This window comes from Paracoccus sp. SSJ (assembly GCF_030234105.1).
GTDB classification, from domain to species: domain Bacteria; phylum Pseudomonadota; class Alphaproteobacteria; order Rhodobacterales; family Rhodobacteraceae; genus Paracoccus; species Paracoccus denitrificans.
This window is the reverse complement of the sequence record NZ_JASSPE010000008.1, coordinates 15,953-36,622: the sequence shown is the minus strand read 5'-3', so window position 1 is coordinate 36,622 and position 20,670 is coordinate 15,953. Positions and strand designations below refer to the sequence as shown.

At 67.8% G+C, this 20,670-nt stretch carries 24 protein-coding genes; 10 read left to right on the top strand and 14 right to left on the bottom strand.

The window, feature by feature from the left end; genetic code table 11:
• Window positions 1–14 precede the first annotated feature (14 nt).
• On the top strand, window positions 15–653 hold the full coding sequence (gene aat, locus QPR87_RS10680; protein WP_285049560.1) for a leucyl/phenylalanyl-tRNA--protein transferase: 639 nt from the start codon (window positions 15–17) through the stop codon (window positions 651–653).
• Here the strand turns inward: aat and QPR87_RS10675 are convergent.
• The 5 genes from QPR87_RS10675 to QPR87_RS10655 form a co-directional block, all read right to left on the bottom strand.
• Window positions 617–1,108 carry a DUF2155 domain-containing protein gene (locus tag QPR87_RS10675; RefSeq protein WP_285049559.1) on the bottom strand — a complete coding sequence of 164 codons (492 nt, stop codon included), beginning with the start codon at window positions 1,106–1,108 and terminating at the stop codon, window positions 617–619. The two genes, aat and QPR87_RS10675, sit on opposite strands and share 37 nt — an antisense overlap.
• Window positions 1,105–1,572, bottom strand: coding sequence for an outer membrane lipid asymmetry maintenance protein MlaD (gene mlaD, locus QPR87_RS10670; protein WP_285049558.1), 468 nt, complete (start codon window positions 1,570–1,572; stop codon window positions 1,105–1,107). The genes QPR87_RS10675 and mlaD overlap by 4 nt, the downstream gene beginning before the upstream one ends.
• A 4-nt stretch (window positions 1,573–1,576) precedes the next feature.
• The gene (locus tag QPR87_RS10665; RefSeq protein ID WP_285049557.1) at window positions 1,577–1,951 is read right to left on the bottom strand and encodes an NADH:ubiquinone oxidoreductase subunit NDUFA12; all 375 of its coding nucleotides are present in this window, start codon (window positions 1,949–1,951) and stop codon (window positions 1,577–1,579) included.
• Window positions 1,952–2,171: 220 nt separating this feature from the next.
• Window positions 2,172–3,437 (bottom strand): ATP-dependent Clp protease ATP-binding subunit ClpX, encoded by a 1,266-nt coding sequence (gene clpX, locus QPR87_RS10660; protein WP_011747589.1) that lies wholly within the window; start codon window positions 3,435–3,437, stop codon window positions 2,172–2,174.
• A gap of 161 nt (window positions 3,438–3,598) precedes the next feature.
• Complete coding sequence (locus QPR87_RS10655; protein WP_011747588.1) at window positions 3,599–4,228, bottom strand: ATP-dependent Clp protease proteolytic subunit; 630 nt, start codon at window positions 4,226–4,228, stop codon at window positions 3,599–3,601.
• Window positions 4,229–4,423: 195 nt separating this feature from the next.
• Here QPR87_RS10655 and pth point away from each other — a divergent pair, with 195 nt between their 5' ends.
• The 3 genes from pth to QPR87_RS10640 are packed head-to-tail and all read left to right on the top strand — an operon-like array spanning window position 4,424 to window position 6,556.
• Window positions 4,424–5,131, top strand: a complete 708-nt coding sequence (gene pth / locus QPR87_RS10650) for an aminoacyl-tRNA hydrolase (protein WP_285049556.1) — start codon at window positions 4,424–4,426, stop codon at window positions 5,129–5,131.
• Window positions 5,128–6,180: a DUF2332 domain-containing protein gene (locus QPR87_RS10645; RefSeq protein ID WP_285049555.1), complete on the top strand. Its 1,053-nt coding sequence runs from the start codon at window positions 5,128–5,130 to the stop codon at window positions 6,178–6,180. Before pth ends, QPR87_RS10645 begins: the two co-directional genes overlap by 4 nt.
• Before the next feature lies 1 nt (window position 6,181).
• On the top strand, window positions 6,182–6,556 hold the full coding sequence (locus tag QPR87_RS10640; protein ID WP_285049554.1) for a DUF2237 family protein: 375 nt from the start codon (window positions 6,182–6,184) through the stop codon (window positions 6,554–6,556).
• Here the strand turns inward: QPR87_RS10640 and QPR87_RS10635 are convergent.
• A complete protein-coding gene (locus tag QPR87_RS10635; RefSeq protein ID WP_285049553.1) occupies window positions 6,553–6,927 on the bottom strand; it encodes a YigZ family protein in 375 nt (124 codons plus the stop codon). The genes QPR87_RS10640 and QPR87_RS10635 overlap by 4 nt on opposite strands.
• Window positions 6,924–7,346, bottom strand: coding sequence for a Fur family transcriptional regulator (locus QPR87_RS10630; protein WP_104492364.1), 423 nt, complete (start codon window positions 7,344–7,346; stop codon window positions 6,924–6,926). Before QPR87_RS10630 ends, QPR87_RS10635 begins: the two co-directional genes overlap by 4 nt.
• A gap of 105 nt (window positions 7,347–7,451) precedes the next feature.
• On the opposite strand from QPR87_RS10630, the gene QPR87_RS10625 reads away from it, so the two are divergent.
• Genes QPR87_RS10625 through QPR87_RS10610 form a run of 4 tightly spaced genes read left to right on the top strand, consistent with a single transcriptional unit; the run spans window position 7,452 to window position 10,906 of the window.
• Window positions 7,452–8,357 (top strand): metal ABC transporter substrate-binding protein, encoded by a 906-nt coding sequence (locus QPR87_RS10625; RefSeq protein ID WP_011747582.1) that lies wholly within the window; start codon window positions 7,452–7,454, stop codon window positions 8,355–8,357.
• A complete protein-coding gene (locus QPR87_RS10620; RefSeq protein ID WP_104492360.1) occupies window positions 8,350–9,219 on the top strand; it encodes a manganese/iron ABC transporter ATP-binding protein in 870 nt (289 codons plus the stop codon). Before QPR87_RS10625 ends, QPR87_RS10620 begins: the two co-directional genes overlap by 8 nt.
• Window positions 9,216–10,076 (top strand): metal ABC transporter permease, encoded by an 861-nt coding sequence (locus QPR87_RS10615; RefSeq protein ID WP_011747580.1) that lies wholly within the window; start codon window positions 9,216–9,218, stop codon window positions 10,074–10,076. The genes QPR87_RS10620 and QPR87_RS10615 overlap by 4 nt, the downstream gene beginning before the upstream one ends.
• On the top strand, window positions 10,076–10,906 hold the full coding sequence (locus QPR87_RS10610) for a metal ABC transporter permease (protein WP_285049552.1): 831 nt from the start codon (window positions 10,076–10,078) through the stop codon (window positions 10,904–10,906). Before QPR87_RS10615 ends, QPR87_RS10610 begins: the two co-directional genes overlap by 1 nt.
• A gap of 31 nt (window positions 10,907–10,937) precedes the next feature.
• Here QPR87_RS10610 and QPR87_RS10605 read toward each other — a convergent pair whose 3' ends face one another.
• A complete protein-coding gene (locus tag QPR87_RS10605) occupies window positions 10,938–11,681 on the bottom strand; it encodes an SDR family oxidoreductase (RefSeq protein WP_011747578.1) in 744 nt (247 codons plus the stop codon).
• Window positions 11,682–11,696: 15 nt separating this feature from the next.
• A complete protein-coding gene (locus tag QPR87_RS10600; RefSeq protein WP_285049551.1) occupies window positions 11,697–13,142 on the bottom strand; it encodes an aldehyde dehydrogenase family protein in 1,446 nt (481 codons plus the stop codon).
• Between the two features lie 124 nt (window positions 13,143–13,266).
• Here QPR87_RS10600 and QPR87_RS10595 point away from each other — a divergent pair, with 124 nt between their 5' ends.
• The gene (locus tag QPR87_RS10595) at window positions 13,267–13,974 is read left to right on the top strand and encodes a VIT1/CCC1 transporter family protein (RefSeq protein ID WP_011747576.1); all 708 of its coding nucleotides are present in this window, start codon (window positions 13,267–13,269) and stop codon (window positions 13,972–13,974) included.
• Here QPR87_RS10595 and QPR87_RS10590 read toward each other — a convergent pair.
• The 5 genes from QPR87_RS10590 to QPR87_RS10570 form a co-directional block, all read right to left on the bottom strand.
• Entirely contained in the window at window positions 13,971–14,726 is a 756-nt protein-coding gene (locus tag QPR87_RS10590) for an ABC transporter ATP-binding protein (RefSeq protein ID WP_104492351.1), read from the bottom strand. The genes QPR87_RS10595 and QPR87_RS10590 overlap by 4 nt on opposite strands.
• A gap of 46 nt (window positions 14,727–14,772) precedes the next feature.
• Window positions 14,773–15,627 (bottom strand): ABC transporter ATP-binding protein, encoded by an 855-nt coding sequence (locus QPR87_RS10585; protein WP_104492349.1) that lies wholly within the window; start codon window positions 15,625–15,627, stop codon window positions 14,773–14,775.
• Window positions 15,624–16,529 (bottom strand): nickel transporter permease, encoded by a 906-nt coding sequence (gene nikC / locus QPR87_RS10580; protein ID WP_104492346.1) that lies wholly within the window; start codon window positions 16,527–16,529, stop codon window positions 15,624–15,626. The genes QPR87_RS10585 and nikC overlap by 4 nt, the downstream gene beginning before the upstream one ends.
• Window positions 16,526–17,563 (bottom strand): ABC transporter permease, encoded by a 1,038-nt coding sequence (locus QPR87_RS10575; RefSeq protein ID WP_285049658.1) that lies wholly within the window; start codon window positions 17,561–17,563, stop codon window positions 16,526–16,528. The genes nikC and QPR87_RS10575 overlap by 4 nt, the downstream gene beginning before the upstream one ends.
• Window positions 17,564–17,626: 63 nt before the next feature.
• Window positions 17,627–19,240: an ABC transporter substrate-binding protein gene (locus tag QPR87_RS10570; RefSeq protein ID WP_011747571.1), complete on the bottom strand. Its 1,614-nt coding sequence runs from the start codon at window positions 19,238–19,240 to the stop codon at window positions 17,627–17,629.
• Between the two features lie 205 nt (window positions 19,241–19,445).
• On the opposite strand from QPR87_RS10570, the gene QPR87_RS10565 reads away from it, so the two are divergent.
• Window positions 19,446–20,669 (top strand): glutathionylspermidine synthase family protein, encoded by a 1,224-nt coding sequence (locus QPR87_RS10565; protein WP_285049545.1) that lies wholly within the window; start codon window positions 19,446–19,448, stop codon window positions 20,667–20,669.
• The last annotated feature ends 1 nt before the right edge of the window (window position 20,670 follow it).

Below are 20,670 nucleotides of genomic sequence, written 5' to 3'. Positions count from 1 at the left end.
CAGGCGGTCCCTGCATGAGCGGGGGCCTGACCGCCGAACGGATGCTGGCCGCCTATGCGCAGGGGGTGTTTCCGATGGCGGAATCCGCCTCGGCACCCCAGCTTTACTGGTTCGAGCCGGCGCTGCGCGGCATCCTGCCAGTGGGGGGCGTGCATGTCTCGCGCTCGATGCGGCGTTTCCTGCGCCATTGCGACTGGCGCGCGACGATCGACAATGATTTCGCCGGCGTGGTGGCGGGCTGCGCCGATCGCGAGGAAACCTGGATCAACGCGCCGCTCCTTGCGCTTTATCAGGATCTGTTCCGCATGGGTCATGCGCATTCGCTGGAGATCCGTGCCGGCGAGGACCTGATCGGCGGCATGTTCGGCCTGACGCTGGGCGGGGCGTTCTTTGCCGAAAGCATGTTCTCGCGGCGCAGCAACGCCTCCAAGGCGGCGCTGATCTGGATGTCGTCGCATCTGGCGCGCTGCGGCTTCACGCTTTGGGACACGCAGTATCCGAACCCGCATCTGGCCTCGATGGGCGGTCGGGCCATTCCACGACTTGAATATCGCCGGAGGCTGGCGGCCGCGTTACGGATTCCCGCCGGCTTCACCGCCCATGCCCTGCCCGACGTTCAGGCCCTGTTGCAGGAAATCACCCAGACATCGTAGCGGGAATCGTCCAGCGCCGAGAGCGCCGGCGACGAGGCGATCATCCAGCCCGAAAACAGCCGCGCATTGGCCTGACTGTCGGTGATCGTCAGCTCGGCATAGGCATCCGAAGTCGGGTCCGCCGCCGGATAGCGGCATTCCGCGAGGCTGAGCTGAAGCCGGCCGAACTCGGCCACCTCGCCTACGGCCAGGGTGAAATCCTGCGTCCTGCCGGTAATCTTGTCGAGGCCTCGCAGTTGCGCCCCGGTGCCTCGCGCCGTCTCGGGCCCGCGTGCGGCCTCGGCCGCGCGTTGGCGCTCGGCCGCCGAAGGCTCGGCCGGAACGACCGCCTCGGGATCGTCGCTGAAGGCCGGGTCGATCATCAACTGCTGGTCCTCGGCCGGCTCCTCCTGGGCAAGGACGGGGCTGGCGGCCAGCAGCAGGCACAGGCAGGCGCGGGTCAGAAGGTCGGTCATGGGCTGTCATCCGTGCTTTGCGCATCCACGAATTTCATCATCAGCGAAATCAGGCTGACAGCGCCCTGCACATCCTCGATCTCGTCGCCGGGCGCCAGGTCGTCGGGGGCGCCGCCAGGCTGCAATTCGATATAGGCCCCGCCCAGAAGCCCGTCCGACTGGATCAGCGCCGCGCTGTCGCTGGGCAGGCGGATGCTGTCGGGCAGGCGCAGCCGCGCCTCGGCATGGTAGGTCTGCGGGTTCAGATCGACGGCCGACACGCGCCCCACCCTGACGCCGGCGACCCGGACATCGGTGCCGACCTCGATGCCGTCGACATTGGGAAAGGCCGCGCGCAACTCATAGCCGCCCGCCAGGGACACGCCCAGCCTGCTGCCGGCGGTGGACCAGACGAAAAACCCGGCCGCCACGGCCAGAACCGCCGCGCCAACCCAAAGCTCGGCCCGTTCGGCGGCGGAGTTCATGCGCCTACTCGGGTTGCCAAGCGTCGTAGTCGCGGCGCTCGACAGGCTGCGCGCGATAGAGCGAGCCCGCCGGATGATAAGCGCCCGGCGACCCGGTCAGGTTCGGCTCATGCGGCTTTTCCCAGGGCTTGTGCGCGAGCGGGGCGGCGGTCGGCGGCTCCTTGTAGGTGTGGTGCAGCCAGCCGTGCCATTCGGGCGAAATGCGGCTTGCCTCGGATTCGCCATTATAGATGACCCAGCGCCGCTTGCCGCCGCCGGACTGGTAATAGACGTTGCCCTGATCGTCCTCGCCGACCTTCTCGCCGTAAAGCTTGGTCCAGACCTGGGTGTTCAGGGTCTGGCTGTTCCACCAAGTCAGAAAGCGCAGCAGAAACGACATGGGTGCGAACCTCATCAATCGGGTGTGGTCGAGATATGGCGCAAGTTGCGGCGAAGGTCCAGAGAGACCGGGGCGAACCGGCCTTCGCGAGACAGATCGACGCAGGCTTTCCGCACCGTCAGCCTCTCCCCGGATGGTACTGCCCGACCCCTCCAGCCTTATCGTTAAGCGCCGGCCAAAGCCACCAAAGCCGCCGGCTATTGTCCCGGCGGCGGCGCGCTTAGCCGGCGCTGGCGGTTTCCTTCTTCGAATCGGTGTGGATCAGCAGCGGCTTGGCCGTGGGATTGTCCACCGCCTCCTCGTTGACCACCACCTCCTCGACGCTGTCCATGCCGGGCAGGTCGAACATGGTGTCGAGCAGGATGTCCTCCATGATCGAGCGCAGCCCGCGGGCGCCGGTCTTGCGCTTGATGGCGCGCTTGGCGATGGCGGTCAGCGCATCCTCGGTGAAGGTCAGCTTCACGCTCTCCAGATCGAAGAGCCGCTGATACTGCTTGACCAGCGCATTCTTGGGCTGGGTCAGGATGGTGATCAGCGCCTGCTCGTCCAGGTCGCCCAGCGTGGCGATCACCGGCAGGCGGCCGACGAATTCGGGGATCAGGCCGAATTTCAGCAGATCCTCGGGCTCAAGCTGCTTGAACAGCTCGCCCACGCCCTTGTCGTCATCCTCCTTGACCGCGGCGCCGAAGCCCATGGCCGTGCCCTTGTTGCGCTGCGCGATGATCCGGTCCAGACCGGCAAAGGCACCGCCGCAGATGAACAGGATGTTGGTCGTGTCGACCTGCAGGAACTCCTGCTGCGGATGCTTGCGCCCGCCCTGCGGCGGCACCGAGGCGACCGTGCCCTCCATGATCTTCAGAAGCGCCTGCTGCACCCCCTCGCCCGAGACGTCGCGGGTGATCGAGGGATTGTCGGACTTGCGGGTGATCTTGTCGACCTCGTCGATATAGACGATGCCGCGCTGCGCCCGCTCGACGTTGTATTCGCTGGCCTGCAACAGCTTCAGGATGATGTTCTCGACATCCTCGCCGACATAGCCGGCCTCGGTCAGCGTGGTCGCGTCGGCCATGGTGAAGGGCACGTCCAGGATGCGCGCCAGGGTCTGCGCGAGCAGCGTCTTGCCGCAGCCGGTCGGACCGATCAGCAGGATGTTCGACTTGGCCAGCTCGATATCGGTCTTGGAGCTGTGGTTCAGCCGCTTGTAATGGTTGTGGACCGCCACCGAAAGCACGCGCTTGGCATGTTCCTGGCCGATCACGTAATCGTCCAGCACGTTGCAGATCTCGCGCGGGGTGGGCACGCCGTCGCCGGATTTCAGCGCCGAGGACTTGGTCTCCTCGCGGATGATGTCCATGCAAAGCTCGACGCATTCATCGCAGATGAATACGGTCGGACCGGCAATAAGCTTGCGGACCTCATGCTGGCTCTTGCCGCAGAAGCTGCAATAGAGCGTGTTCTTGCTGTCGCCGCCGGTCGGATTGGCCATCAGTTGATCCTCGTATTGTCCCGGGAGCCCGGCAAAAGCGCCGGACGACCGCCTGTTTCGGACGTGGCCAGACCACGCCATGCGTCACCGTCATGTTACGGGCCGCCCCGGCCCGTCACAATCCCCAAAACGTCAGCCCCGGCCGCTTCCCGCAGCCGTGATCACTTGTCCGGCTCGGCCTTGCCGCGCGCCACCAAGATCTCGTCGATGAGGCCCCATTCCTTGGCCTCTTCGGGCGACATGAAGCGGTCGCGCTCCAGCGCCTGCTCGACCTCTTCCAGGGTGCGGCCGGTATGCTTGACATAGATCTCGTTCAGGCGCCGCTTGAGCTTTTCGGTCTCGCGCGCATGGATCAGGATGTCGGTCGCCTGGCCCTGAAACCCGCCCGAGGGCTGGTGGACCATGACGCGGCTGTTGGGGAGCGAGAAGCGCTGCCCCGGCTGGCCGGCGCACAGGAGCAGCGAGCCCATCGAAGCCGCCTGCCCCACCACGAGGGTCGAGACGCGCGGCTTGATGTATTGCATCGTGTCATAGATCGACAGGCCCGAGGTCACTACGCCGCCGGGGCTGTTGATATACATGCTGATGTCCTTGGTCGGGTTTTCCGCCTCGAGGAACAGCAGCTGCGCCGAGATCAGCGTCGCCATGCCGTCATGCACCGGGCCGGACAGGAAGATGATCCTTTCCTTCAGCAGGCGCGAGAAGATGTCATAGGCGCGTTCGCCCCGGCTGGTCTGTTCGACGACCATGGGGACGAGCGTGTTCATGTAGAATTCTGCCGGATCTTGCATGTCTGTCCTTGCTTTTGTCCCTGCCTGGCCTGCCGTTTCGCGATTCGTCCCAAGGGCCTTGTCCCGTTTGACCGCTCTTAGGCGCGAAAGGTTGACAGAGTCTTAGTAACGCCGGACCTGAAGGACAAGAGAGCGATAAAATTTGCCCCTGCCGGGCGGCGCCGGTAATCTGGCGCCCGAGCCACGGAGAAACGCATGAAACTGATCGTCGGCCTGGGCAATCCGGGCGCGAAATACGCCGCGAACCGGCACAATGTGGGCTTCATGGCGGTCGAGCGCATCGCCGGCGACCACGGGTTTTCGCCCTGGCGCGCCCGCTTTCAGGGCGAGATCGCCGAGGGCAGGCTGGGCGAGACGCGCGTCACCCTGCTCAAGCCCGCGACCTTCATGAACCTGTCCGGCCAGTCGGTGGGCGAGGCGATGCGCTATCTGAAGCTCGCGCCCCAGGACGTGATCGTGCTGCATGACGAGCTGGACCTCACCCCCGGCAAGGTGCGGCTCAAGACCGGCGGGGGGCATGCCGGGCATAACGGGCTGCGCTCTCTGCACCAGCATATCGGCGAGGGCTATCGCCGGCTGCGCATCGGCATCGGCCATCCCGGCGACAAGGACCGCGTCGCGGGCTATGTGCTGTCGGATTTCGCCAAGGCCGAGCAGGCCGGGCTGGACGACCTGCTGCGCGGCATCTCGGACGGGGCGGCGGCGCTGGCCGCGGGCGACGATGCGCGCTTCATGAACGCGGTCGCGGCACGGGTGGCGCCGGCGCGCAACAGCGGCACGCGGCCGGACAATCCCGGCAAGGGATCGCCGGAAAAGCCCGCGGCGGAACCCGCCAACGATCCCATTGCCGAGCCGCCCAGCCTTTCCGACCGGCTCAGAGCACTGACCGAGCGGTTCCGGTGACGGGCTGGCGCGACGCCTTCGCCCTGCAGGCGGAGGCCTGCCGCGCGCTCGGCTCGCCGCTCACCGCCCGGATCTGCGAGCAACTGGCATCGATCCTGGCGGGCGATGACGGTGCGCTTGCGCAGCGGGTGCGGACCTGGGCCGGCGATCCCAGCCACCGCGCCGACTCGGTGCCGCTGCGGCTTTGCGGCGCGCTGCACGCGCTGGTGCTGAACGGCAGCGATCCGGGGCTGGCAAAGGCCTATGCCGCGGCGGACGACGACTTTCTTCATCAAAGAATTTCCGAAGCAATTCAAAATCATCAAGCGCATATGCTGGAATGGATCGAGTATGCGCCGCAGACCAATGAGGTCGCCCGCTCCGCTGTGCTGATCGCGGGATGCTGGTTTCTCGGCGGCGTGTTGGGCAGGCACCGCTTCGACCTTCTGGAACTGGGCGCCAGTGCTGGACTCAACCTGAATTTTCCACGCTACAGGGTTGCTGGAACAGCAGAATATCAACCACCGCCACTGGAAGGAGACGAGTCCGAAGTCTTGTTGAGTCCGGAATGGCGCGGCACCGCACCGGCCCCTGCCGCGCTGGAGATCGGGGCGGCGCGCGGCGTGGACCTGAACCCGCTCGATCCGGCTCGGGACGGATTGCGGCTGCTCTCCTATGTCTGGGCGGACCAGCGCGCGAGGCTGGAGCGGATGCAGGCCGCGCTGGCGCTGGCCGGGCGCCATCCGCCGCAGGTGGATCGCGGCGATGCCGGCGAATGGTTGCCGGCCCGGCTGGCCGAGCCTTGCGACCATGGCAGGCTTGTCTATCATACCGTTGCGGCGCAATATTTTCCTGCCGCCACGCGGGAACGCATCGAGGCCGCGCTGCGGGCCGCCGGGGCGAAGGCCAGCCCCGAACGCCCCCTGGCGCATCTGTCGATGGAGGCCGACGGCGGCGATGGCGCGGCTCTGGCCCTGCGGCTCTGGACCGGCGGCGCGGCGCGCGAATGGAGCCTCGGCCGGGCGGATTTCCATGCCCGCTGGATCGACTGGCAGCCGAAGGAGACCTGACATGGACCCCGCGCTCAACGTCCTTGGCGGCAAGCTCGAGACCTGCTCGACGGCGCCGCTAACCGGATTTTTCCGCGATGGCTGCTGCAATACCGGACCCGAGGATCGCGGCCGGCATACGGTCTGCGTCATCGTGACGGCGGAATTCCTGGCACTGTCGAAATACCTGGGCAACGACCTCAGCACGCCGCGGCCGGAGTTCCATTTTCAGGGGCTGAAGCCGGGCGACCGCTGGTGCCTTTGCGCCGCGCGCTTCCTGCAGGCGGCGCAGGAATTCGCCGCGCCCGAGGTGGTGCTGGAGGCGACCCATGCCCGCACGCTGGAGATCGTGCCGCTGGAACTGCTGCAGGCCCATGCGATCGGGCGCGAGGGTTAGCGCCCGCCCTGTCGTGCTTCGCCCTGCGCCAGATAGTGCCGCACCGCGTCCACGACATGGCGAAAGCGGTCGCCGCCCAGGTGCTTGCCGCCATACCAGCGCGTCACGATCACCACATGATCGGTCAGCCCGGCGCGTTCCAGCATTTGCAGAATGATCTGGCTGGCCCCGCTTTCGCCGTCGTCGTCGCGCACCGCCTCGCCCGACAGGATCGCCGCCCAGGTGTTGTGCGTGGCCTTGGCGAAGCGCTTGTTGCGCCGCAGTTCCGCCAGCAGCGCCTCGGCCTCGGCCCGGGTCCGCGCCGGCCCGCCCGAGACGGCATAGCGCGATCCCCGATCCGAGATGATCTTGTCGAAAACCTGCAAGCTCATCGACGGCGCCGGACGTAAAGCTCCAGCCGGTGGCGGACGATCTCATAGCCCATCTCGGCGGCGATCTCGGCCTGCAGCCGCTCGATGCGCTCGTTGACGAATTCCATCACCTCGCCGGTCTCGACATCGATCATGTGGTCGTGGTGGTGGCCGTCGGCGGGCTCGAACCGGGCGGGTTCGCCCTCGAATTCCAGCTTCTGGATCATGCCCTGCGTCTCGAGCGCCGAGAGCGTGCGATAGACCGTCGCCAGCGACACCCCCGCCCCCGCCGCCATGGCGCGCTGATGCAGCTGCGTCGCGTCGGGATGATCCTCGGCCGCTGCCAGCACGCGCAGCAGCGCAGCCCGCTGGCGGGTGATGCGCACGCCGGCACGGCGCAGCGCGTCCTCGAAGGCTTGGGCGCGGGTTTCGATCTCCATGCGGTTTTCTGGCCCAGATGCGAAGAAATTGCAACTGGCTTGACAGTTGAGAATGGTTCGCAGATAACGGCAGCAGAACGAAGCCCAGAGCACAAGAATCGGACCATGAAGCGCAGAACATTCCTGACCGCCGCCCTTGCCGGGCTTGCCGCCCCCGCCATCGTCCCCGGGCCTGCCCGGGCGCAGGCGGGCAAGCTCAAGGTGGCGACCACCTTCACCATCATCGCCGACATGGCGCGCAACGTGGCGGGCGACCGGGCCGAGGTGGTCTCGATCACCAAGCCCGGGGCCGAGATCCACAATTACGAGCCGACGCCCAGCGACCTGATCGGCGCGCGCGACGCCGGCCTGATCCTGCGCAACGGGCTGAACCTGGAACTGTGGTTCGAGCAGTTCCTGCGCAACCTGGGCGACCTGCCCTCGGCCACGCTGACCGATGGGATCGAGCCGATGCCGATCTCGGGCGGGCATTACGACGGCAAGCCCAACCCCCATGCCTGGATGGCGCTGGATACGGCGCTGGTCTATGTGGACAATATCGCCGCCGCCCTGTCCAAGGCCGATCCCCAGGGCACCGGCAGCTATCGCGCCAATGCCGGCCGCTACAAGGGCGAGATCGCGCGGACCATCGGCCCGCTGCGCGACGCCGCCCGCGCCCTGCCCGAAGAACGGCGCTGGCTGGTGACCTCGGAAGGGGCATTCTCCTATCTGGCGCGGGATTTCGGCCTGCGCGAACTGTTCCTGTGGCCGATCAACGCCGATGCGCAGGGCACCCCCCAGCAGGTGCGGCGCGTGGTCGATGCCATCAGGCAGCACGACATTCCGGTGGTGTTTTCGGAAAGCACCGTCTCGGACCGGCCGGCAAGGCAGATCGCGGCCGAGACCGGGGCGCGCTATGGCGGCGTGCTTTACGTCGACAGCCTGTCCGAGCCGGACGGGCCGGTGCCGACCTATCTGGACCTGCTGCGCGTGACTTCGGAAACCATCGTCAGGGGGCTTTCCGATGCCTGACGCCCCCGGCATCGAGGTCTCCGGCCTGACGGTGGCCTATCGCAACGGCTTTACGGCGCTGCGGGATGCAAGCTTCACCGTGCCGCAAGCCTCGGTCACGGCGCTGGTGGGGGTGAACGGTTCGGGGAAATCCACGCTGTTCAAGGCGCTGATGGGTTTCGTGCCGGCCGCCGCCGGCAAGGTGCGGGTGCTGGGCATGACCGTGCCGCAGGCGCTGCGCCGCAACCTGATCGCCTATGTCCCGCAGGCCGAGGAGGTGGACTGGACCTTTCCGGTGCTGGTCGAGGACGTGGTGATGATGGGCCGCTATGGCCATATGGGCTTTCTGCGCCGCGCGCGGCCCGAGGACCGCCGCGCCGTGGACGAGGCGCTGGCCCGCGTGAACATGCAGGACTTCCGCCACCGCCAGATCGGCGAGCTTTCGGGCGGCCAGAAGAAGCGCGTCTTCCTGGCGCGGGCGCTGGCGCAAGGCGCCTCGGTGATCCTGCTCGACGAGCCCTTTACCGGCGTGGACGTCAAGACCGAATCCGCGATCATCGAGCTGTTGCAGCAGATGCGGGACGAGGGCCGGGTCATGCTGGTCTCGACCCATGACCTGGGTTCGGTGCCGGAATATTGCGACCGGGTGGTGCTGGTGAAGAACACCGTGCTGGCCCATGGCCCGACGGCCGAGGTCTTTACGCCCGAGAACCTGCGCCTGGCCTTTGGCGGCGTGCTGCGCCATTTCGTGCTGGGCGCGCGGCATCTGCATGCGGACGACGATCCGCGCGCGCTGACCGTGCTGTCGGACGACGAGCGCCCGCTGGTCTTTTACGACGACAAGCAGCGCAGCGCCCGCGAAGAAGAGGCGGCGCCGAAATGATCCGCACGCTGCTTGTCCCCTTTGAATACAGCTACATGACCGACGCGATCTGGGTCTCGGCGCTGGTTGGCGGGGTCTGCGCCTTCCTGTCGGCCTATCTGATGCTCAAGGGCTGGTCGCTGATCGGCGACGCGCTGAGCCATTCCATCGTGCCGGGCGTCGCCGGCGCCTATATGCTGGGCCTGCCCTTCGCGCTGGGGGCGTTCCTGTCGGGCGGGCTGGCCGCGCTGACCATGCTGTTCCTGAACAAGCGCACGGGCCTGCGCGAGGACGCGATCATCGGCCTGATCTTCACCGGCTTCTTCGGGCTGGGGCTGTTCATGGTCTCGCTCAACCCGATGGCGGTCAGCGTGCAGACCATCACCATGGGCAACATCCTGGCGATCACGCCGGGCGACACGCTGCAACTGGCGCTGATCGGCGGCATCTCGCTGCTGATCCTGGCGGCGAAATGGCGCGACCTGATGGTGGTGTTCTTCGACGAAAGCCATGCCCGCACCATCGGACTGAACCCGCAGGCGCTGAAGGTGCTGTTCTTCACCCTGCTTTCGGCCTGCACGGTCGCGGCGATGCAGACCGTCGGCGCCTTCCTGGTCGTTGCGCTGGTGGTGACGCCGGGCGCCACCGCCTATCTGCTGACCGACCGCTTTCCGCGGCTGATCCTGATCTCGGTGGCGATCGGCTCGCTCACCTCGGCGCTTGGCGCCTATGTCTCGTTCTTCCTCGACGGTGCGACCGGGGGGGTGATCGTCTGCCTGCAGACCGCGATCTTCCTGGCCGTCTTCCTGCTGGCGCCGAAGCACGGGCTTTTCGCCGCCCGCCGCCGCGCCCGCGCCGCATTGAAGGAGGCCGCGTGATGGACTGGCTGACGATGCCGCTTGCCTTTCCCTTCATGCGCGATGCGGCGCTGATCGGGCTGATGATCGCCCTGCCCGCCGGGCTTCTGTCCTGCTTCCTGGTGCTCAAGGGCTGGTCGCTGATGGGCGACGCGGTCAGCCATGCCGTGCTGCCCGGCGTGGTGCTGGCCTATGTCGCGGGCCTGCCGCTGATCCTGGGCGCCTTTCTTGCCGGCATAAGCTGCGCGGCCCTGACCGGCTGGTTGCAGGACAACAGCCGCGTCAAGGCCGATACCGTGCTGGGCGTGGTCATGTCGGGCATGTTCGGGCTGGGAGTGGTGCTTTACACCGCCATCCAGACCGACCTGCACCTGGACCATATCCTGTTCGGCAACATGCTGGGCGTCGGGCCGGAGGACCTGCGCCTTGCGGGCAGCATCTCGGCGCTGGTCGGGCTGGCGCTGATCCTGAAATGGCGCGACTTCGCGCTCCTGGCCTTCGACCCGGTGCAGGCGCGGGTCTCGGGGCTGGCGCTGGCCGTGCTGAACTACGGGCTGCTGGCCATGATCTCGGCCACGGTCGTCGCCATGCTCAGTTCCGTCGGCATCATCCTGGCGGTTGCGCTGCTGATCGCGCCGGGGGCGGTGGCCTTTCTGGTCACGCGGCGGCTGCCGGTGATGCTGGCCACATCGGTCGCAGTCGCGGCATTCGCCGCGGTCAGCGGGGTCTGGGCCAGCTTCTGGCTGAACAGCGCGCCCGCGCCGACCATCGTGCTGGTGCTGACGGCGCTGTTCGTGCTGGCCTTCCTGTGGCGCAACATCGCCACGCGGCGGGCGCAGGGGGCGGGCTAGTCAGGGGGGCGGGCTAGTTCAGGGGGGCGGACTAGACTGTCCGCCCGCCATCGACTTCGAGGATGACGCCGGTGATGAAATCGGCCTCGTCCGAGGCAAGGTAAAGCGCCGCATTGGCGATGTCGCGCGGCTGCGACAGCCGCCCCAGCGGGATGGTGGCAAGGAAGCGGGCGCGGTTCTCGGGCGTGTCCTCGCAGCCCATGAACCGCTCCAGCATCCCGGTCTCGCCCATCACCGGGGCGATGGCGTTCACGCGGACGCCCTCGGGCGCCAGTTCCGCCGCCAGGCTGCGGGTCAGGGTGTTCACCGCGCCTTTCGAGGAGTTGTACCAGCTCAGCCCCGGACGCGGCCGGATGCCGGCGGTCGAGCTGACATTGATCATCACCCCCTGCCCCCGCTCGCGCCAATGCGGCAGCACGGCATGGGTCATGTGAAAGATCGACAGCACGTTGATGTCGTAGATCTTGCGGAACGCCGCCTCGTCCGTGTCCAGCAACGGGCCGTTCGGCGTGGTCCAGCCGGCATTGTTCACCACGATGTCGAGGCTGCCGAAGGCGTCGCGCGCCTGGGCCACCGCCGCGCGGACCTGATCGCCCCGGCTCACGTCGCAGGTGATGGCAGGCCCGCCGATGCCCGAGGCCACCGCCTTGGCCGCCTCGCCGTCAATGTCCAGCACAGCCACCCGCGCGCCCTCGCGCGCGAAGGTTTCGGCGATGCCGCGCCCGAAGCCCGAGGCGCCGCCCGTCACCAATGCCGTCTTGCCCTGAAGCCGCATGATCTCTCTCCCTTTTTATGCGAAACGATGAACCACGGTTTTCAGCCGCGAGAATTCGTGAAGCGCGATGAAGCCCTTTTCGCGACCATGGCCGGATTTGCGCACCCCGCCGAAAGGCAGCTCGATCCCGCCCCCGGCGCCATAGCCGTTGATGAAGACCTGCCCGCAGCGCATGGCCCGCGCCATCCGCGCCTGCCGGTCGCCGTCGCGGGTCCAGATGCCGGCAACCAGCCCGTATTCGGTGCCGTTGGCGATGGCCACGGCCTCGGCCTCGGTGTCGAAGGGGATGGCGGCCAGCACCGGACCGAAGATCTCTTCCTGCGCCAGCGGGCTTTCGGGATCGACCGGGCCGAACAGCGCCGGCGCGACGTAAAAGCCGGCCGCGGGCGCGTCCTCGGCGATGGTCCCGCGCGCGATCAGCGGGGCTGCGGCCTCGGCGACATAGCGCTCGACCCGCGCCTGCTGCCGGGCCGAGATCAGCGGACCCAGCAGCGCGCCCTCGGCCGGACCGGCCACCACCGCGCCGAAGCGTTCGGCCAGCATCGCCGTCAGCCGCTCCCAGATGCCGCGCTGGATCAGCACGCGCGATCCGGCCGAGCAGGTCTGGCCGCCGTTCTGCACGATGGCATTGACGATGACCGGGGCCGCAGCCTCCAGATCGGCATCGTCGAAGACGATCTGCGGCGACTTGCCGCCCAGCTCCAGCGTGCAGGGGATATGGTTGCGCGCCGCCGCGATCCCGATCGCCTGCCCGACCTCGGGCGAGCCGGTGAAGCTGATGAAATCGACGCCGGGATGCTCGGACAGCGCCCGCCCCGCCACCTCGCCGCGTCCGGTGACGATATTGATCGCGCCGGGCGGAAAGCCGGTCTCGGCCGCCAGTTCGCCGATGCGCAGGATGGCCAGGCAGGCATCCTCGGCCGGCTTGGTCACCGTCGCATTGCCCATGGCCAGCGCCGCGCCGACCGAGCGCCCGAAGATCTGCACCGGATAGTTCCAGGGGATGATATGGCCGGTCACGCCATGCGGCTCGCGCAGCGCCATCACGTCATAGCCGTTCAGGAACGGGATCACCTCGCCATGCAGCTTGTCCGCCGCGCCGCCGTAATATTCGAAATAGCGCGCCAGGGCCGCCATGTCGGCGCGCGACTGGGCGATGGGCTTGCCGTTGTCGCGGGTTTCCAGCTGCGCAAGCGCTTCCGCCTCGGCCTCGATGCGCAGGGCAAGGCGCAGCATCAGCCGGCCGCGCTCGGCAGCGGTCAGGCGCCCCCAGTCGCCCTCGAAGGCCAAGCGGGCGGCACGGATCGCCGCATCCACGTCCTCGGGGCCGGAATCGACAATGGCGGCAAAGGGCTGGCCGTCGATGGGCGAGATCATCGCCATCTCGCGCCCCGAGGCGGCAGGTCGCCATGCGCCGCCGATCAGGTTCAAAGCCGGCGGCAGGATCGGATCGTGCTGCATTCTTGCCTCTCTTCCCGGCGGGATTCGCCAGCCCGCAGCGTGACGGCGCCGAGCGCGGGACGCAAGGCTGGCAAATGCGGTCCGGGCCGTTAAGCTGGCCCCGGAACAGCAGCCGAGGCCCGCAATGAGCAAGCAACCCAGCGCCCATCCCGACGATCCGCATTACGTCAGCCGCATGGGCTGGCTGCGAGCCTCGGTGCTGGGGGCGAATGACGGCATCGTCTCGGTGGGCGCGCTGATCGTCGGCGTGGCGGCGGCCGATCCGGGGCGGCAGGCGATCCTGATCGCGGGAACGGCCGGGTTGGTCGCGGGCGCGATGTCCATGGCCATGGGCGAATATGTCTCGGTCAGCTCGCAATCGGATACCGAGCGCGCCGACATCGCCCGCGAGCACGAAGCCCTGCGGGAGATGCCCGAAGAGGAGTTGCACGAACTGGCCGCAATCTACGAATCGCGCGGCATGACGCCCGGCACCGCCTTGCAGGCCGCGCGCGAGGTGACCGAGCATGATGCGCTGGCCGCCCATGTGCGCGACGAGCTGGGGCTCAGCGAGGCGTCGAACGCCAATCCGCTGCAGGCGGCGCTGGCCTCGGCCGCGACCTTCAGCGTCGCGGCGGCGGTGCCGCTTTTGGCGGCGATCATGGCGCCGGGGGGGCAGGTCGTCGCCAGCGTGCTGGTCGCGGTGGTGGTCGCGCTGGCGGTGCTGGGCGCGCTGGGGGCCTGGGCCGGCGGCGCCCCGCCCGGACGGGCGGTGCTGCGGGTGATCCTGGGCGGCGTCTTCGCACTGGCGGTCACCGCCGGCATCGGCAAGATCTTCGGCGTGGCGGTCTAGGTTTCGCGCGCGTAGCCGGTGCTGGCCGCGATCAATGCCCGGGCGTAGTCGCCCTCTGCCGCGCCAGCGCGCAGGCGGGCGGCATCCATCTGCTCGACGATCCGGCCCTCGCGCATCACCGCCAGCCGGTCGCACATATGCGCCACCACCGCCAGGTCGTGGCTGACCATGACATAGGTCAGCCCCCGCTCGGCCCGGATGTCGCCGAGCAGGTTCAGGATCTCGGCCTGCACGCTGACATCCAGCGCCGAGGTCGGCTCGTCCAGAAGCAGCAGTTTCGGCTCGGCCGCAAGCGCCCGGGCGATGGCGACGCGCTGGCGCTGCCCGCCCGAAAGCTGGTGCGGATAGCGGAAACGGAAGCCCTGCCCCAACCCGACCTGGTCCAGAAGCCGGGTGATGCGCTGGTCGATGCGGTCCATGCCCTGCAGGTGCAGGGTTTCCGACAGCACCCGGTCCACGGAATGGCGCGGATGCAGGCTGGCATAGGGATCCTGGAACACCATCTGCACCGTCTTGTGGAAGGCGCGCGAGCGATGGCGGCCGGCGATGGCTTCCCCCGCCACGATGACGCGGCCCGACCATGTGTCGATCAGCCCGGTGATGGCGCGCAGGATGGTCGACTTGCCCGAGCCGCTTTCGCCGACGAGACCGAAGCTTTCGCCCTGCGGGACGGTGAAGCTGGCGGATTTCACCGCATCGACGCGTTCGGGCGCGTGGCCGAACCAGACATCCAGATTCTCGACCGTCAGCATGGGTAGCACCGGGGCGGATGAGTATTTGGGGAACGAAGAAGCGGCATCACGGGGTTTCCGCCGGCGGGGCGTCGCGCCAGCCCTCTTGCCTTTGCAGGACCGCGAGGCGCTCGACAGGGCGGTCGAGGCGCGGCAGGCTGTTCAAGAGGCCCTGCGTATAGGGGTGCTTCGCGGCGTGCAGGTCGCGGGCGGGCAGTTCCTCGACCACGCGGCCGGCATACATGATGAGGACGCGGTCGCAGAACTGCGCGACCAGGTTCAGGTCGTGGCTGATGAAGATCAGCCCCATGCCGCGGGCGCCGACCAGCCGGTCCATGATGCGCAGCACCTCGTTCCTGACCGAGACGTCCAGCGCCGATGTGGGCTCGTCCGCGATCAGGATCTCGGGGTCGGGGGCCAGCATCATGGCAATCATGATGCGCTGGCCCATGCCGCCCGAGACCTCGTGCGGATAGGCGTGAAAGACCCGCTCGGGGTCGCGGATCTGCACCGCGGCCAGCATCTCCAGCGCCTTGTCGCGGGCGGCGGCGCGGCTCTTGCCGGTATGCAGGCGGTAGCCCTCCATGATCTGCCGGCCCACGGTCATCACCGGGTTCAGGCTGAACTTGGGGTCCTGCATCACCATGCTGATGCGCGAGCCGCGCAGGCGGCGCATGCGGGCCTCGGGCAGGTTCAGGATCGACTCGCCGCCCAGTTCCATGCGCTCGGCCTCGACCCGCCCGGGCGGGCGGACGAGGCCGAGGATGGCGCGGCCGGTCATCGACTTGCCCGAACCGCTTTCGCCCACCACGCCCAGCCGTTCCCGGCCAAGGTCGAAGCTGACACCGCGCACCGCCTCGAACATGCCCGAGCGGGTCGGGAAGGAGACGCGGAGGTTCCGAACCGAAAGCAGCGGGCTCATTCCCGGCCTCCCTTGGGATCCAGCACGTCGCGCAGCCCGTCGCCGAGCAGGTTGAAGGCCAGCGACACGACAAAGATCGCCATGCCCGGCATGGCCGCCACCCACCAGAAATCCAGGATATAGCTGCGCCCGTCCGAGATCATCGCCCCCCATTCCGGCATCGGCGGTTGCGCGCCAAGGCCAAGGAAGCCCAGCCCGGCGGCGGAGAGGATGATCCCCGCCATGTCCAGCGCCACCCGCACGATCAGCGAACTGACGCAAAGCGGCCAGACATGGCCGATCAGCAGCCGCAGCGGCCCTGCCCCCTGCAACCGGGCGGCGGCGATGTAGTCGGCATTGCGGATGGTCAGCGTCTCGGCCCGCGCCAGGCGCGCATAGGGCGGCCAGGAGGTAAGGGCCAGCGCCAGCACCGCGTTGCCGATGCTGGGGCCGAGTGCGGCGACGAAGGCCAGCGCCAGGATCAGCTTGGGGAAGGCCAGGAAGATGTCGGTGATGCGCATCAGCACCTGGTCGACCCAGCCGCCGGCGAACCCCGCGACCGTGCCGACGAAAAGCCCGATCACCGGCGCGATCAGCGCCACCGTGCCGACGATGAACAGCGTCACGCGCGAGCCAAAGATCAGCCGCGACAGGATGTCCCGGCCCAGTGCATCGGTGCCCAGCCAGTGCTGCGCCGAGGGCGGCCGCAGCCGCTCGGCCAGGTTCTGGGCATAGGGGTTCTGCGGTGCGATCCAGGGCGCGAAGGCGGCCACCAGCACCAGCAGGACCAGGATCGCCAGCCCGACCATGGCAAGCCGGTTGGCGCGAAAGGTCAGCCAACCCTGGTAAAGCGCCCCCAGCCGAGCCTGCCGCCGGGTCTGCGGCGCGTCGGACAGAAGCCATGCGCGTGTGGTCTGGGTCATTTCGCCCTCGGGTCCAGCAGGCGGTAGAGGATATCGGAAAGCAGGTTCAGCGCCACGAAGCAGGTGCCGACCACCACGGTCCCGCCCAGCACGGCGTTCATGTCGCCCGCCAGCAGCGCCTTGGTGATATACTGGCCGATGCCGGGCCATGAGAACACGATCTCGGTCAGCACCGAGCCCTCCAGCAGCGAGCCGAAGCTCAGCGCGATCACCGTGATCAGCGGCACCAGGATGTTGCGGAAGGCATGGCCCCAGATCACCCGGCCCTCGGAAAGGCCCTTGACCCGGGCGGTGACGACATATTCCGCCGAAAGCTGCTCCAACATGAAGCTGCGGGTCATGCGGCTGATATAGGCGAGGCTGAAATAGCCCAGCAGGCTGGCCGGCAGCACGATATGGCTGAAGGCGTCGCGAAAGGCGGCCCAATCGCCGGCGACCAGGCTGTCGATCAGGATCAGCCCGGTGACCGTGGGCACCATGCCGTCATAGATGATGCCCTGCCGCCCCGGCCCGCCGACCCAGCCGAGGATGCCGTAGAACAGCAAAAGCCCCATCAGCCCCAGCCAGAAGATCGGCATGGAATAGCCCACCAGCGCCACCACGCGGGCGACCTGGTCGATCCAGCCGCCCCGGCGCGCGGCGGCGACCACGCCCAAGGGCACGCCCACGCAGACGCCGATCAGCGTGCCCAGCGTCGCCAGTTCGACCGTCGCCGGAAACACCCGCAGCAGGTCCTGCGCCACCGGATGCCCGGTCGAGATCGAACGGCCGAAATCGCCCCGCAGCACCTCGGCCATGTAGCGCAGGAATTGCTGCCAGATCGGCTTGTCCAGCCCCATCGCCTGATAGGCCGCGTCGTATTGCTCCTGGGTCGCGCGCTCGCCCACCACCTTCAGCACCGGGTCGATCGGCATGATGCGGCCGATGACGAAGGTGACCAGCAGCAGGCCCAGCAGCGTCAGCGCGAGCGACAGGGCGATGCCGGCAAGGCTGCGAAGCCTCCGGCCCAGCCGCGCCCGGCGGGCCGATGGCATGCCGCCGGCCGGGGGCGGCACGCCCTGTCCCGGCGGACCGAGGATGTCGGGCTGGGCCACGCCTTATTCCTTCGTCACCTGACGATAATTGACCGAGGTGACCGAGCCGCCCGAGGTCCAGTTCTGCACGTTCTGCTGCAGCACCACCTGCTCGATCTTCTGGAACATCGGGATGATCGGCGCGATCTCGCGATACTGGCTCTGGATGTCCAGATACATCTGCACGCGCTTGTCGGTGTCGCCCTCCAGCGTGGCGGCCTCGACGGCCTGGTTCATCTCTTGCGGCACCGCCCAGCTGTTGCGCCATGCCAGCTGCGACAGCCCGGCATCGTCGGCGTTGTTGGGGTTATGGGCAAAGGTCGAGGCATTGGTGTTCGGATCGGCGTAATCCGGCCCCCATTCGCCGATGAAGATCGGCACCTGCCGCGCGCGATAGGCGTCAAGCACCTGCGCCCCGGTCATCTGCTGGATTTCCAGCGTCAGCCCGACCTGGGCCATGGCGGCTTGCAGGGTCTGGGCCGCATCGACATATTCGCGAATGTCGCGCACGATGGTCTTGACGGTGCCCGAGGTGATGCCGGCATCGGTCAGGATCTGGCGGGCCTTCTCGATGTCATAGCTCCAGGGATTTTCGTCCGCGGCACCCAGATAGCCCTCGGGCAGGAAGTTCTGGTGCACTTTCCACTGGCCCTTGAGAAAGCTCGATTCCATGCCCGCGTAGTCGATCAGGTATTTCATCGCCTCGACCATCTCGGGCCTGGACAGCAGCGGGTCCTTCTGGCTCAGCCCCATGTAGAGGATGCGGCCGCGCAGCTCGTCCAGGACCTTCAGCCTTTCATTGCCGGCGACGCCCTCGACATCGGTCGGCGTCAGGTTGCGCGCCACGTCGACATCGCCCTGCTCCAGCAGCAGCCGCTGGGCGCTGCTTTCCTGGACGTGCCGCACGATCACCCGGGCCATCGTCGGCGCGCCCTGCCAATAATCGGGATTGGCGACCAGTTGCACCGCCTCGTTCGGCCGCCACGCGCCCAGGGCGTAGGGACCCGAGCCCGCGCCGTTGGTGGACAGCCAGGCATTGCCGAAATCCTCGCCCTCGGCATGGCTCATGGCGGTTTCCTTGTCGATGACCGAGCCGACCTCGGAGGCAAGGCAGTTCAGCACGAAGCTTTGCGCATAGGGCTGGTCCAGTTGCAGGATCACCCGGTTGCCGTCGAAGGTCACGCGCTCGTCCACGTTCTCGGCGGTAAAGCCGAACTGGTTCAGGATGAAGGCCGGCGACTTGTTCAGCTTGACGGCGCGTTGCAGCGACCAGGCGGCATCCTCGGCCCGGACCGGGTTGCCGGACTGGAACGTCACGCCCTCGCGCATGGTCAGGGTGATGGTCTTGCCGTCCTCGCTGACCTCCCAGCTTTCGGCCAGGCTGGGCTTGATCCCGGCGTTCAGGTCCAGCGGATCGAAATCCACCAGCCGGTCGTAAAGGCTGTGCACCACGTCCTGACCCGAGAATTCGAAGCTCTGCCCGGGGTCGAGGCTGATGATGTCGTCGATCTGATGGGCGATGACCAGCGTGTCGGCGGGGGTCTCGGCCTGCGCCGCGGTCACGGTCAGGGTCATCGGCGCGGCCAAGGACACGGCCGAGGCCAGGAGCAGCGCGCGAAGCGGAAAGCGGTTCTGCATGATGGGACATCCCTGTTGTCGCGTCCCGTCGCTCGCGGGACTGGAATGGTAGCAGATTGGCGCGAAGCAAGGCTTGCCGCAAGCCCCGCGTTCCGCGCCGGCCGGGCAGTGCCGATGATGCGCAAGCCCGGCCGGCGGGGAAAATCGCCGCCCGAGGCTTGCGCCGGGCCGTGCGCCCGTCCTATCTCGGGCTGAAGGAGAGACCATGGAAAAACGCACCCTTCCCGAGCGGCCCGGCTGGCGCGACAAGGCCGAGGAACTGGGCTTCACCTTCGCCGACATGGGCGGCGAGCCCTATTGGGACGAGACCAGCGCCTATCGCTTCACCCTGCGCGAGATCGAGGAGGATATCGAAGCCCCCGCCACCGAACTGCATGCGCTGTGCCGCGAGGCGGTGGACCGCGCCGTGCGCGACGAGGCCTGGCTGGCCCGGCTCGACATCCCCCGCCAGCACTGGGACCTGATCGCCGCCAGCTGGTCACGGGGCGAGCCCGAGCTTTATGGCCGCATGGACCTGGCCTATGACGGCAACGGGCCGGCCAGGCTGCTGGAATACAATGCCGACACGCCGACCTCGCTTTACGAATCCGCCAGCTTCCAGTGGCTCTGGTTCGAACAGCAGCAGGCGGCGGGCGTGCTCGACGCCGATGCCGACCAGTTCAACAGCATCCACGAGGCGATCGTGGCGCGCTGGACGCAGATTTGCCCCGACGGCGAAGAGGTGCATTTCGCCGCCGATCCCGACAACCCCGAGGATTACGCCACCGTCGAGACCCTGGCCTGGGCGGCGCGCGAGGCGGGCCTGGGCGCGCATTTCACCGCGCTTTCCCAGATCGGCCTAACCGAAGAGGGCCAGTTCGCCGACGACCAGTCCCGCGTCATCGGCACGCTCTTCAAGCTCTATCCGTGGGAGGACATGCTGCGCGACGAGTTCGCCGCGCATCTGCAAAGCTCCGGCACCCGCTTCATCGAGCCGCCCTGGAAGGCGGTCCTGTCGAACAAGGGCATCCTGCCGCTCTTGTGGCAGATGTTCCCCGGCCACCCGAACCTGCTGCCCGCCTTCTTCCTTGCGGATGTGCAGGATGCGCTGACCGGCGGCAATCCCGCCCCCGAGGCGGCTCAGGCTTTCGAGGCCGCGCGGGAAACACTGGCGCTGGGTCACGTCACCAAGCCGATCTTCTCGCGCGAAGGCGCAGGGGTGGTGATCCACGAAGGCGGCCGCGAGGCGGCGCGCACCGGCGACGACAGCTATTCGCACCATCCGATGATCGTGCAGGGCCTTGCCCGGCTGCCGGATTTCGGCGGCTTCCGCCCGGTGCTCGGCGCCTGGATCGTCGGCGAGAACTGCTGCGGCCTCGGCCTGCGCGAGGACCGCTCGCCCATCACCCACAACCTGTCGCGGTTCAAGCCGCATTTCATCGAGGGCTGAC